An 11,868-nucleotide genomic window follows, 5' to 3' on the forward strand; every position below is an offset into this window, starting at 1 on the left:
GTGCCCGAGACGACACTGCCGGTCTTCCTCACCGCCGCGCTGCCCGGCTCCGGGCGCACCACCCTCGACGGCGAGGAAGCCCGGCACGCCGCCACCGTCCGGCGACTGCGCGTCGGCGAACGTCTCGTGCTTTCCGACGGCGAAGGCGGCATGGCGCGCTGCGTCGTCGAAGCCGTCCAAGCGGGCAGGGACGCGGCACTCACCCTCGCCATCGAAGAACACTGGACCGAGGAACCACCCGCACTGCGCGTCGTCGTCGCCCAAGCACTCGCCAAAGGCGACCGCGGGGAACTCGCCGTCGAACTCGCCACCGAAGCGGGCGCGGACGCCATCGTCCCCTGGCGCGCCGCCCGCAGCGTCGCCCGCTGGGAAGACGGAACCCGCGGCGACAAAGCCCTCACCCGCTGGCGCACCACCGCCCGCGCCGCCGCCAAACAAGCCCGCCGCGCCCACGTCCCCGAAGTCGCCGAACCCGCCACCACCCGCGAACTCGCCGAACTCGCCCAGACCGTTTCCCGCGCACTCGTCCTCGAATCCGGCATCACCACCCGCCTCACCGAGATCGAACTCCCGGCACAGGGCGACATCCTCCTCGTCGTCGGCCCCGAAGGCGGCATCACCGACGAAGAACTCGCCACCCTCACCGACGCCGGCGCCACCGCCATCCGGTTGGGCCCCACCGTTTTACGCACCTCCACCGCCGCCGCCGTCGCACTCGGTGCACTCGGCGTTCTCACCGACCGCTGGAAGTGAAAAAACACCCCACCAATTTGCGGCGAGTTATGGCGCGATCACGCAAACAGCCGTTACTCTCGTTAACTGACGCGCAACACACGGTTTCGGCGCGCCACTGGGGATGAAGCCCGGTCGCGCGCGTGAATCCCCGCCGGGCACCTCCCCCCTCGGTCCGGCGGAGCCGCGGCGGCGGTGGAGCGACCCCCAGGCTCCACCGCGCCGCGGCGTCTTCATTGGGGGGCTTCGCAAGTTCGCTTCGCTCATTGCTGCGTCCCCCCAACCGCGCCGCGGCGCGGTTCCGCGTGTCTGCCGGGGGGCCGAGCCCCCCGGACCCCCCACGGTGCGTCCGGCGGCGGTTGGCGGCCACGCAGCAAAGCGAAGCGTGCGTAGGGGACCGAGCGTGCGTAGGTCTTCGGTACCGGCATAGGGCCTGGCGGCCCTCGCCTGGTGGGGTGGGGGCGCGTCGGGAGTGGGCGGGAGTGAGTCGTCCGTCTGAGCACGTGAGTCGTCCGTTCCGTCACGCGTGTCGTCCGTTCCGTGCGTGTGTCGGCCATCCGCTCATGGGGCGGCGTGGAGATAGGGTGGGGGAATGAGTGACGCGGAGACGTTGTTCGAGCGGATCATCGCGGGCGAGATCCCGTCCGACAAGGTGTACGAGGACGAGACGACCTATGCGTTCCGGGACATAGCGCCGCAGGCGCGGGTCCACGTGCTCGTGGTGCCGAAGAAGCGGTACCGGAACGTCGCCGAACTGGCCGCCGCGGACCCGCGGCTCCTCGCCGACGTGACCGCCACCGCCGAGAAGGTCGCGGAACTCGAGGGGATCGCCGAATCCGGGTACCGGGTGGTCTTCAACACCGACCGTGACGCCGGGCAGACCGTCTTCCACGTGCACGCGCACGTGCTCGGCGGCGAGCAGCTGGGTCATTTCGGACGGTGAAGCGCGCGGCCTGCGGAAACCGACCTGCGTGCCGCCACCCGCAACCAGTAACATCGACCTTGTCCCTGTCGTTGAAAATCGCAGCGTAAGCGCAGGAAGTAGGCCCGAGGCCACGTGGCCGGAACCGTACCGGGTGAAGCCGCCCGACCCGACGTTCCCGTGGACGTCACCGCGACGAAGGCCGACGAGGCCACGGTCGTCGAAGCGGCTCAGTCCCGATTCCCCATCCCCGACGCCGCCGCGCTCAGCCTGCTCGGCTCGAGGGACGAAAACCTCCGCGTCGCCGAAGAACTCCTCGCCGCCGACGTCCACGTCCGGGGCAACGAGGTCACCCTGACCGGCGCCCCCGCCGACGTCGCCTTCGCCGAACGTGTCTTCGCCGAACTCGTGACGCTCGCCGGGCGCGGCCAGCAGGTCGACCCGGCCACCGTCCGTCGCACCGTCGGCATGCTCTCCACCGGTGACCACGAGTCACCGGCCGAAGTGCTGAGCATGAACATCATCTCCCGGCGCGGCAAGACGATCCGGCCCAAGACGCTCAACCAGAAGCGCTACGTCGACGCCATCGACAAGCACACCATCGTGTTCGGCATCGGCCCCGCCGGTACCGGCAAGACGTATCTCGCCATGGCCAAGGCCGTCCAGGCGCTGCAGGCCAAGCAGGTCACCCGCATCGTGCTGACCCGTCCCGCGGTCGAAGCGGGCGAGCGCCTCGGCTACCTGCCGGGGACGCTCAACGAGAAGATCGACCCGTACCTGCGCCCGCTCTACGACGCGCTGCACGACATGGTCGAGCCCGAGTCGATCCCGCGGTTGATGCAGGCGGGCACCATCGAGATCGCGCCGCTCGCGTACATGCGCGGCCGCACCCTCAACGACGCCTTCATCATCCTCGACGAAGCGCAGAACACCACGCCGGAACAGATGAAGATGTTCCTCACCCGGCTCGGGTTCGGCGCCAAGATCGTCGTCACCGGCGACGTCACCCAGGTCGACCTCCCCAGCGGCCAGAAGAGCGGCCTGCGGGTGGTCCGGGACATCCTCGAAGGTGTCGACGACCTGCACTTCGCCCAGCTCACCAGCCAGGACGTGGTGCGGCACAGGCTCGTCGGCGACATCGTCGACGCGTACGAGAAGTGGCAGGCGCTGCAGGACAGCCAGGACAAGGGCAACGGCTGGAAAGGTCAGCGGCGTTGAGGAACGAAGACCCGACGCCCGAATCGACCAGAACGCGCGCGTTTTCGGCCGAAGGCCCCGCTGACGCGGAGGCGGGCCGGAGGTCTGGCTACGGAGCAGCGGTCGCGCGCACCATCGGGGATGAAAAATGAGCATCGAGATCGCCAACGAATCCGGCGCGAACGTCGACGAGACGTCGATCGTGTCGGCCGCCCGCTTCGCGCTCGACAAGATGGAGGTCAGCCCGCTCGCCGAGCTGTCCATCCTGCTCGTCACCCTCGAGGTGATGGAAGACCTGCACGAACGGTGGATGGACCTGCCAGGGCCCACCGACGTGATGGCCTTCCCGATGGACGAGCTGGACTCGTCGCGCCGTCCCGACGCGCCCGACGCCTCACCCGCGCTGCTCGGTGACATCGTGCTGTGCCCGGCGTTCGCGAAGGACCAGGCCAAGACGGCCGGTCATTCGCTGATGGACGAGCTGCACCTGCTCACCACGCACGGCGTGCTGCACCTGCTCGGCTACGACCACGCCGAACCCGCCGAGGAACGCGAGATGTTCGGTCTGCAGAAGCGGATCCTCGGCGAGTTCCAGGCCGCCGTGGCCGCGCTCAACAAGCGCGACGCACAGCGTTCCGCGGACGACAGGCTCCTCGGCACCGCCGGTCTCGACACGGTGCCCGCCGACGAATCCCCGGCCTAGGCGGCGCCGAAATGGGTAGTCCCACGGCCCTGCTGGTCATCGCCATCGCGCTGATCCTGCTCGCCGGGGTGTTCGCGGCCGCCGACGCGGCGGTCAGCACGGTCTCCAAGGCCCGCGCCGATGGCCTCGTCCGGCTCGGCCGCCCCGGCGCGCGGCAGCTCTCGCTGGTCATCGCCGAACGCCGCCGTCACATCAACCTGATCCTGCTGCTGCGGATGACCTGCGAGCTGACCGCCACCGTGCTGGTCACCGCCGACGTCCTCCGCTGGATCCGGCCGCTGTGGCTCGCCATCGTCGTCGCCGCGGGGGTGATGGTCGTGGTGAGTTACGTGCTGATCGGAGTCGGCCCTCGCACCCTCGGCCGCCAGCACCCGTACCGGATCGGGCTCGTCGTCGCGGGACCCGTCCGCGTCCTCGGCTCGATCCTCGGCCCGCTCAGCAGGCTGCTGATCGTCCTCGGTAACGCGATCACCCCCGGCCGAGGCTTCCGCGAGGGCCCGTTCACCTCCGAAGTCGAGCTGCGTGAGCTGGTCGACCTCGCCCAGGAGCGCGGCGTCGTCGAGGAATCCGAACGCGAGATGATCCACTCGGTGTTCGAACTCGGCGACACCGTCGCGCGCGAGGTCATGGTGCCGCGCACGGAGATCGTCTGGATCGAGCACGACAAGACGGTGCGGCAGGCGCTCGCGCTGGCCCTGCGCACCGGCTTCACCCGGCTGCCCGTGATCGGCGACTCCGTCGACGACGTCGTGGGTGTGGTCAACATCAAGGACCTCATGCCCGCGTACATGGCCGAGGGCGGTTCGCACCGGTGGGTCGAGGAGCTGATGAACCCGGCGAGCTTCGTGCCGGACTCGAAGCGGCTCGACGACCTGCTCAAGGAGATGCAGGTCTCGCACAACCACATGGCGATCGCCGTGGACGAGTACGGCGGCACCGCCGGCCTGCTCACCATCGAGGACGTCCTCGAGCAGATCGTCGGCGAGATCACCGACGAATCCGACGCCGACGAGCGTCCCGAGGTCGAAGAACTCGAAAACGGCGCGGTCCGCGTCTCGTCCCGGCTCTCGGTCGACGACCTGGGCGAACTGTTCGGGATCGATCTCGAAGACCACGACGTGGAGACCGTGGGCGGACTGCTCGCCGAGCGACTGGGTAGGGTCCCGCTGCCGGGGGCCGAAGCCGAGGTCGCCGGACTTCGGCTGTTCGCCGAAGGCGGTAAGGACCGGCGCGGGCGGATGCGGATCACCACGGTGGTCGTCCACCCCGCCGACGCGGACGCGGTGACCGACGCGGCCTCTGGCAGGCGTCGGACCCGGGTCCCGCAGCCCGATGAAAGTGACAGGAGTGTCGAACATGCCTGAGCTGGACGCCGAGGACCAGAAGCTGGTGACCCTGGCCAGGTCCGCGCGAGCCCGCACCCAGGCCGCCGAGGGCGCTGCCCTCCGCGACACCGACGGCCGCACCTACGCGGCGAGCACGGTCGACCAGCCGTCGTTCCGACTCACCGCGCTGCAGGCCGCCGTCGCCGCCGCCGTTTCGAGCGGAGCCGAAGGAATCGAGGCCGCCGTCGTGGTCACCGCCGAAGGACTGCTCAAGGAAGCGTCCGTGCAGGCGGTGCGCGACATCGCCGAAGAGGCCCCGGTCTATCTCGCGGATCCCACCGGCAAGGTGCTGAACTGATGGCCGAGCCGCACCGTTCCGGTTTCGCCTGTTTCGTCGGGCGGCCCAACGCGGGCAAGTCCACGCTGACCAACGCGCTCGTCGGCAGCAAGGTGGCGATCACCTCCAGCAAACCGCAGACCACCCGGCACGCCATCCGCGGCATCGTCCACCGCGACGACGCCCAGCTCGTGATCATCGACACGCCGGGACTGCACCGGCCGAGGACCCTGCTCGGCGAGCGGCTCAACGACATCGTCCACTCGACATGGTCCGAAGTGGACGTTGTCGGGCTTTGCGTGCCCGCCAACGAAAAAGTGGGTCCCGGTGACCGGTTCATCGCCGCCGAACTGAAGAAGATCGCCAAGCGTACCCCGGTGATCGGCGTCGTCACCAAGACGGATCTCGTGAAACCCGAGCAGGTCGCCGAGCAGCTGCTCGCCCTGCAGGAGGTCATGGAGTTCGCCGAACTGATCCCGGTGTCCGCTGTCGACGGGTTCCAGGTCGGCGCGCTCTCGGACCTGCTGGTACGGCACCTTCCCGAAGGCCCGCAGCTGTATCCGGGCGGCGAACTCACCGACGAGCCCGAACAGACCCTGGTCGCCGAGCTGATCCGCGAGGCCGCGCTGGAGGGTGTCCGGGACGAGCTCCCGCACTCGATCGCCGTCACCGTCGAGGAAATGCTGCCGCACGAGGGCAGGGACGACATGATCGACGTGCACGCGTTCCTCTATGTGGAACGACCGAGCCAGAAGGGCATCATCCTCGGGCACAAGGGTGAGCGCCTCAAGGACGTCGGCGCCCGCGCGCGTCAGCAGATCGAGGGGCTTCTCGGCACGAAGGTCTACCTCGACCTGCACATCAAGGTCGCCAAGGAGTGGCAGCGCGATCCCCGTCAGTTGCGACGACTGGGCTTCTGACTGAACGGAATGTCTCGATTCGGTCGCGGAGACCGGTTGATGGTGTGGAACCGGACGGGTGACCTTAGAGTCTCAACCCTTGACTCCGGTGATCGCTGATCGGGCGGCGCGCGCCCGGGTCGTAGTTCCACATCTCATTCGTGAAGGGAAAGCGGTAAATGACCGACAACCAGGGCCTGCCCAACTACTCCGGCGACCCTCAGGGCGGTGGCGGCTTCAACAACCCCGGCCCGCCGCCCAACAACAACCTGGTGTGGGCCATCCTCACCACGATCCTGTGCTGCCTGCCCTTCGGGATCGTCGCCATCGTCAAGGCGAACCAGGTGAACACCCTCTGGGCGCAGGGCCAGCCCGCCGCGGCGCAGGAGGCGGCCAACGCCGCCAAGAAGTGGTCGATCATCGCCGCCATCGTCGGTGTCGTGATCGCCATCCTCTACGTTGTTCTCGTCGTCGCCCTGGGTGTCTTCTCGGCCGACATGAACAACTACCGCTGATCGAGGCGATCGAGGGGGAGACCTCATGACCGACCAGTACCCGAACTACCCGCCCCCGGGCGGGCCTCCGCCGCAGCAGCCGTATTACGGTGGTATGCCGAACTACGGTCCCCCGCCGGACAACAACCTGGTGTGGGCCATTCTCTGCACGGTGTTGTGCTGCTTGCCGTTGGGTATCGTGGCGATCGTGAAGTCGAGCCAGGTGCAGACGTTGTGGTCACAGGGTTTCCACGCCGAAGCCCAGAAGGCCGCCGACGACGCGAAGAAGTGGTCCATGTGGGGAGCGATCGCCACCGGCGTTCTTTTCCTGCTGTACATCATCTTCATCGTGGTGATGGTCATCATCGGCGCGTCGGCGGGAAGCTTCACGCCGTGACGACGTCCGTCTACACGGGATTCCCGGCGCGCGGGTTCACAGCACGGGCCCGCGCGCTGGGGCCACCCCTGGCCATCGCGGCAGGCGCCGGTCTCGGCTGCGTCGTCCTCTGGCTGGGTGATCCCACCACTCCCGGCGGGCCGCTTCCGGTCTGCCCCACGAAGTCGCTGCTGGGCATCGCCTGCCCCGGCTGCGGTGGCATGCGCATGGTCTACAGCGCGCTGCACGGGGACATTCCCGCCGCGCTGCACTACAACGCGGTGTCCTTCGTGGTCGTGCTGCTGCTCGTCTGGAGCACCGTCGCCTGGGCGGTGGGCAGACTTCGCGGCCGGGCCGTGAACAGCTGGCTGCACTGGCGCTGGACACCGCTCGCGTTCGGTGTCGTGTTCGTCGTCTGGTTCGTCATCCGTAACCTGCCCTTCGCCCCGTTCACCTCGCTCTACGTCTGAGTGCCGGGCCGAGGCCCGGATCGTCGGTGATACCGAGTACGCTCCCGCGCACCGGTCTGCTCGGTGTGTACCCATGCCGTACATTCAGCCCGGGTCGCCGCACGAGAACCCGTGCGCCAGGGGCGAGGAACCAGCGAGGGGATTTCGATGACCACTCCCTACGGCCGTCAGCCGCCGGGACAGCAGCCGCCGCCCGGGCCCCCGCCGGGGGAAGGGCAGCAGCAGCCGTTCGGACAGCCGCCGTCGGGAGAACAGCCCTCGCCGTTCGGGCGGCAGCAGGCTCCGCAGGGGGAGCAGTCTTCACCGTTCGGGCAGCCCCAGCAGTCGTCACCGTTCGGGCAGCAGCCGCAGCAAGCGGATCAGTCGTCGCCGTTCGGCGCGCCGCAGCAGCCGTTCGGACAGTCCGAGCAGTCTTCGCCGTTCGGCCAGGCCACGCAGTTCGGCCCGCGGACCGACTACGCCCACTGGGGCCTGCGCGCGGGCGCGACCCTCATCGACTTCGGACCGATCGTCGTGCTCCCGATCATCGGCGGGATCATTTCGGCGGTGGGGCCGGAGACGCTCGGCCTGGTCATCGCCGGCCTCGGTTACCTCGCGGGATTCGGCTGGACCGTCTACAACCGGTGGATCCGGATGGGGACCACCGGCCAGTCGCTCGGCAAGAAGATCCTGAAGATCAAGCTCGTCCGCGAGAGCGACGGACAGCCGATCGGCCCGCTGATGGCCTTCGTCCGGGACCTGTGCCACAACCTCGACGGCTGGATCTGCGGCCTCGGTTACCTCTGGCCGCTGTGGGACGGGAAGAAGCAGACGTTCGCCGACAAGATCCTCGGCACCGTCGTCGTGCCTGGCGAAGCCGTCGCGCCCGTGTCGGCACCGTTCGGTCAGCATCCCGGATTTCCCGCCCCGCCGACTTCTTCGCCGTCGTTCCCCGCGCAGTCCTCGCCGTTCGGCCAGCAGCCGCAGCAGCCGTCGCCGTTCGGCGCGCAGCAGCCTTCCCCGTTCGGGCAGCAGGCCCGGCAGCCGCAGCCGTTCGGGCAGCAGCCGTCCCAGCCGTTCGGTCAGCAGCCGCAGGGAACCGCGGCGCCGTCCCCGGAGTCCCAGCCTGGACCGGCCCTTGGCGAGTCCGAGCCGACGCAGGTCCTCCGTTCCGGGCAGCGGCCTCAGCAGGCGCCGTCCGTGTTCGACGAAGCCGAGCCGACGCAGAAGATCACCCCGGAGCAGCTGAGGCAGCAGTTGCCCGGAGCGGATGGGGCGAACGGGCCCGGCACACCGCAGCAGTGAGGAACGACCGGCGGGATCCACCCGCCGGGAAGCACGACACAAGTGGGGAACCCGATGACGAACCCGTACGGCCAGCAGCCCGGCTACGGCCAGCAGCAGCCCTATGGCCAGCAGCCTCAGCCCGGATACGGACCCCCGTCCGGCGCCACGCCCGCGCCGTACGGTCAGCCGTCCGGTGCGAACCCGATGCCGTACGGCCAGCCTGCGCCCTATGGTCAGCCCGCGCCGTACGGTCAGCCCGCGCCGTATGGCGCTCCGGGTGGCATGCCCGGTGGCGGCGACATCAACTCGATCCCGGACTACAAGGGCTGGGCGATCGGGTGCATCTTCCTCTGCTGGATCATCGCGATCTTCGCGATCATGAAGTCCAACGAGGTCAACACCTACAAGATGCAGGGCAACTACGCCGCCGCCGCGGACGCGTCGAAGTCGACGAAGACCATGTGCATGATCGCCTCGATCATCGGCGGTGTCGGCTGCCTGTTCTCCATCCTCTGGATCATCCTGGCCGTCGCGACGGCGTTTTAGCCCGACCGTAGAACGAAAGAACAACGAGGACCACTTTCATGACCAACCCTTACGGCCAGCAGCAGCCCTATGGCCAGCAACAGCCCGGCTACGGGCCGCCGTCCGGCGGCATGCCCGCTCCCTACGGTCAGCCGGCCCCGTACGGCCAGCCTTCCCCCTACGGTGCCCCGGGTGGCATGCCCGGCGGCGGTGGCGACATCAACGCCATCAAGGACTACAAGGGCTGGGCGATCGGGTGCATCTTCCTCTGCTGGATCATCGCGATCTTCGCGATCATGAAGTCCAACGAGGTCAACACCTACAAGATGCAGGGCAACTACGCCGCCGCCGCGGACGCGTCGCGGTCCACGAGGACCATGTGCATGATCGCGTCGATCATCGGTGGCCTTGGCTGCGTCTTCGCCATCGTGATGATCATCATTTCGATCGTCGCGGCTTCGACGGCGACGTACAGCTGCTACGGCAGCTACTGCTGATCCCGGGGCGCACCACCCCGATGTCGGTCCCGGGTGGGACGATGTCGGGGTGGTGAACCTCTATCGCGACACCGGGGTGGTGTTGCGGACGCACAAGCTGGGTGAGGCCGACCGGATCGTCACCCTGCTGACGCGGCGGCACGGCAAGGTCCGCGCGGTCGCGAAAGGCGTGCGGCGGACGTCATCGCGTTTCGGGGCGCGGCTGGAGCCGTTCGGCCACGTCGACGTCCAGTTCTACACCGGCCGCTCCCTCGATGTGATCACCCAGGTCGAGACGGTCGACGCCTTCGCGCTGCCGTTGGTGGCCGACTACCAGCGCTACACCGCGGCGAGCGCCATCGCCGAGACGGCGGATCGGCTGTCCGCCGAAGAGGGCGAGCCGGTGCTCAAGCTCTACATGCTCGTCGTGGGCGCCCTTCGCGCGCTCGCGGGCGGTGAACGCGACAGTTCCCTCGTGCTCGACGCCTTCTTCCTGCGGGCCATGGCCTACGCCGGCTGGGCGCCCGCGATCACCGAATGTGCCCGATGCGGCCTGCCGGGGCCGCACAAGGCGTTCAGCGTGTCGGCGGGCGGCTCGATGTGCCCGGACTGCCGGGTTCCCGGCTGTGTGCACCCCTCCCCGGAGGTGCTGACCCTGCTCGCGGCGCTCCTGCACGGCGAATGGCCGGTGGCGGAAGCGTCGCAGCCGGTGCCGCGGCGGGACGCGTCCGGCCTGGTGGCGGCCCATCTGCAGTGGCATCTGGAGCGTCAGTTGCGCTCGCTGCCGCTGGTGGAGAGGCGTGCGCGGGAGAGCACCACCGGAGCGCAGTAGGGTCGCAGGCACAGGTTCACTCGATCAGGAGGCTCGAAGGTGCTGCGCAGGGGACGCGGGAACAAGGCGTCACAATTCGAACTTCGCGCGCCGGAGCCGCATCCCTCCGGTGCCCGGCCACCGGAGATCCCCCGGGAACTCCTTCCGAAGCATGTCGCGCTGGTGATGGACGGCAACGGCCGCTGGGCCAACCAGCGGGGGCTGCCGCGCATCGAGGGGCACAAACGCGGCGAAGCGGTGATGATCGACGTCGCCAGCGGCGCCGTGGAACTGGGCGTCAAATGGCTGTCGGTGTATGCCTTCTCCACCGAGAACTGGAAGCGGAGCCCGGAAGAGGTCCGTTTCCTGATGGGCTTCAACCGCGACACCATCCGGCGTCAGGTCGACTACCTCGGCTCGATCGGCGTCCGCATCCGCTGGGCGGGCCGCCGTCCCAAGCTGTGGGCGAGCGTGATCAAGGAACTGCAGGTCGCCGAGGAGAAGACCAAGGACAACACGGCGCTGAACATGACCATGTGCGTCAACTACGGCGGCCGGGCCGAACTGGGCGACGCCATGCGGCGGATCGCGCAGGACGTCGCCGACGGGAAACTGAACCCGGACAAGGTCACCGAGAAGACCATCGGCAAGTACCTGTACCAGCCCGACATGCCGGACGTGGACCTGTTCCTGCGGCCGTCGGGGGAACAGCGGACGTCGAACTTCCTGCTCTGGCAGTCGGCCTACGCCGAGATGGTCTACCAGGACACGCTCTTCCCGGACTTCGACCGCACCCATCTGTGGCGGGCGTGCCTCGAGTTCGCGAAACGGGACCGCCGCTTCGGCGGGGCCATCGACAAAGCTTCGGAAGGAACGGCATGACCACCGAAGCGGCGGACACGGCGGCGTTGCTGACGTCGGCTCGGGAAGCCCTCGAGCGCTATCTCGACGTCCACGTCGACGACGACGGCGCGCTGACCTTTTCGCACGCGGACGTCCCGTGTGTCATCCAGGCGACCCGGCTGGCCGAGGGGCTGACCGTGCTGAGCCTGACCTGCGTCGTCGCCTGGGATCTGCCGGACGATCCGGCGATCGCGGCCTCGGCGGCGGAACGGGCCGGACAGGGTCTGTTCGGCACGCTCGGCGTCGTGCGCTCGGACAAGGGCATCGACATCACGTTGAGGTACGCGTTCCCGGCCGAGGGCATGGATCCCTCGCCCCTCGGAACGCTGCTCATGCTGGTGGTCTCGACCGCGTCGCAGCTGCGCTCGGATCTGCTGGGCACCACTCCCGGGGAGTGACCACCGGAACGCAGGGTCACCTGGCATCATCTCG

At 68.7% G+C, this 11,868-nt stretch carries 16 protein-coding genes; all 16 read left to right on the plus strand.

Going from position 1 to position 11,868, the window contains the following annotated elements; all coding sequences use genetic code 11:
• The 16 genes from P3102_RS10035 (at nucleotide 1) to P3102_RS10110 (ending at nucleotide 11,834) form a co-directional block, all read left to right on the plus strand.
• Entirely contained in the window at nucleotides 1–753 is a 753-nt protein-coding gene (locus tag P3102_RS10035; RefSeq protein WP_276368425.1) for a 16S rRNA (uracil(1498)-N(3))-methyltransferase, read from the plus strand.
• A 571-nt stretch (nucleotides 754–1,324) separates the two neighbouring features.
• Nucleotides 1,325–1,675 (plus strand): histidine triad nucleotide-binding protein, encoded by a 351-nt coding sequence (locus P3102_RS10040; protein ID WP_276368426.1) that lies wholly within the window; start codon nucleotides 1,325–1,327, stop codon nucleotides 1,673–1,675.
• A 114-nt stretch (nucleotides 1,676–1,789) separates the two neighbouring features.
• A complete protein-coding gene (locus tag P3102_RS10045; RefSeq protein ID WP_276368428.1) occupies nucleotides 1,790–2,872 on the plus strand; it encodes a PhoH family protein in 1,083 nt (360 codons plus the stop codon).
• A gap of 127 nt (nucleotides 2,873–2,999) precedes the next feature.
• Nucleotides 3,000–3,554: an rRNA maturation RNase YbeY gene (ybeY, locus tag P3102_RS10050; protein ID WP_276368429.1), complete on the plus strand. Its 555-nt coding sequence runs from the start codon at nucleotides 3,000–3,002 to the stop codon at nucleotides 3,552–3,554.
• Nucleotides 3,555–3,565: 11 nt separating this feature from the next.
• A complete protein-coding gene (locus P3102_RS10055; RefSeq protein WP_276368431.1) occupies nucleotides 3,566–4,918 on the plus strand; it encodes a hemolysin family protein in 1,353 nt (450 codons plus the stop codon).
• Nucleotides 4,911–5,237, plus strand: coding sequence for a cytidine deaminase (locus P3102_RS10060; RefSeq protein ID WP_276368433.1), 327 nt, complete (start codon nucleotides 4,911–4,913; stop codon nucleotides 5,235–5,237). Before P3102_RS10055 ends, P3102_RS10060 begins: the two co-directional genes overlap by 8 nt.
• On the plus strand, nucleotides 5,237–6,136 hold the full coding sequence (gene era, locus P3102_RS10065; RefSeq protein ID WP_125785853.1) for a GTPase Era: 900 nt from the start codon (nucleotides 5,237–5,239) through the stop codon (nucleotides 6,134–6,136). Before P3102_RS10060 ends, era begins: the two co-directional genes overlap by 1 nt.
• A gap of 158 nt (nucleotides 6,137–6,294) precedes the next feature.
• The gene (locus tag P3102_RS10070; RefSeq protein WP_276368435.1) at nucleotides 6,295–6,630 is read left to right on the plus strand and encodes a CD225/dispanin family protein; all 336 of its coding nucleotides are present in this window, start codon (nucleotides 6,295–6,297) and stop codon (nucleotides 6,628–6,630) included.
• A gap of 25 nt (nucleotides 6,631–6,655) precedes the next feature.
• Nucleotides 6,656–7,006 (plus strand): CD225/dispanin family protein, encoded by a 351-nt coding sequence (locus tag P3102_RS10075; protein WP_276368437.1) that lies wholly within the window; start codon nucleotides 6,656–6,658, stop codon nucleotides 7,004–7,006.
• Nucleotides 7,003–7,455 (plus strand): DUF2752 domain-containing protein, encoded by a 453-nt coding sequence (locus P3102_RS10080; RefSeq protein ID WP_276368438.1) that lies wholly within the window; start codon nucleotides 7,003–7,005, stop codon nucleotides 7,453–7,455. The genes P3102_RS10075 and P3102_RS10080 overlap by 4 nt, the downstream gene beginning before the upstream one ends.
• 147 nt (nucleotides 7,456–7,602) lie before the next feature.
• Nucleotides 7,603–8,739: an RDD family protein gene (locus P3102_RS10085; protein WP_276368440.1), complete on the plus strand. Its 1,137-nt coding sequence runs from the start codon at nucleotides 7,603–7,605 to the stop codon at nucleotides 8,737–8,739.
• A gap of 54 nt (nucleotides 8,740–8,793) precedes the next feature.
• Nucleotides 8,794–9,267: a CD225/dispanin family protein gene (locus P3102_RS10090; RefSeq protein WP_276368442.1), complete on the plus strand. Its 474-nt coding sequence runs from the start codon at nucleotides 8,794–8,796 to the stop codon at nucleotides 9,265–9,267.
• Between the two features lie 38 nt (nucleotides 9,268–9,305).
• Nucleotides 9,306–9,743, plus strand: coding sequence for a CD225/dispanin family protein (locus P3102_RS10095; protein ID WP_276368444.1), 438 nt, complete (start codon nucleotides 9,306–9,308; stop codon nucleotides 9,741–9,743).
• A gap of 49 nt (nucleotides 9,744–9,792) precedes the next feature.
• A complete protein-coding gene (gene recO, locus P3102_RS10100) occupies nucleotides 9,793–10,554 on the plus strand; it encodes a DNA repair protein RecO (protein ID WP_276368446.1) in 762 nt (253 codons plus the stop codon).
• A gap of 39 nt (nucleotides 10,555–10,593) precedes the next feature.
• Complete coding sequence (locus tag P3102_RS10105; protein WP_276368448.1) at nucleotides 10,594–11,415, plus strand: isoprenyl transferase; 822 nt, start codon at nucleotides 10,594–10,596, stop codon at nucleotides 11,413–11,415.
• On the plus strand, nucleotides 11,412–11,834 hold the full coding sequence (locus P3102_RS10110) for a hypothetical protein (protein WP_276368449.1): 423 nt from the start codon (nucleotides 11,412–11,414) through the stop codon (nucleotides 11,832–11,834). The genes P3102_RS10105 and P3102_RS10110 overlap by 4 nt, the downstream gene beginning before the upstream one ends.
• The last annotated feature ends 34 nt before the right edge of the window (nucleotides 11,835–11,868 follow it).

Origin of the sequence: Amycolatopsis sp. QT-25 (assembly GCF_029369745.1) — a bacterium.
Classification (GTDB): domain Bacteria; phylum Actinomycetota; class Actinomycetes; order Mycobacteriales; family Pseudonocardiaceae; genus Amycolatopsis.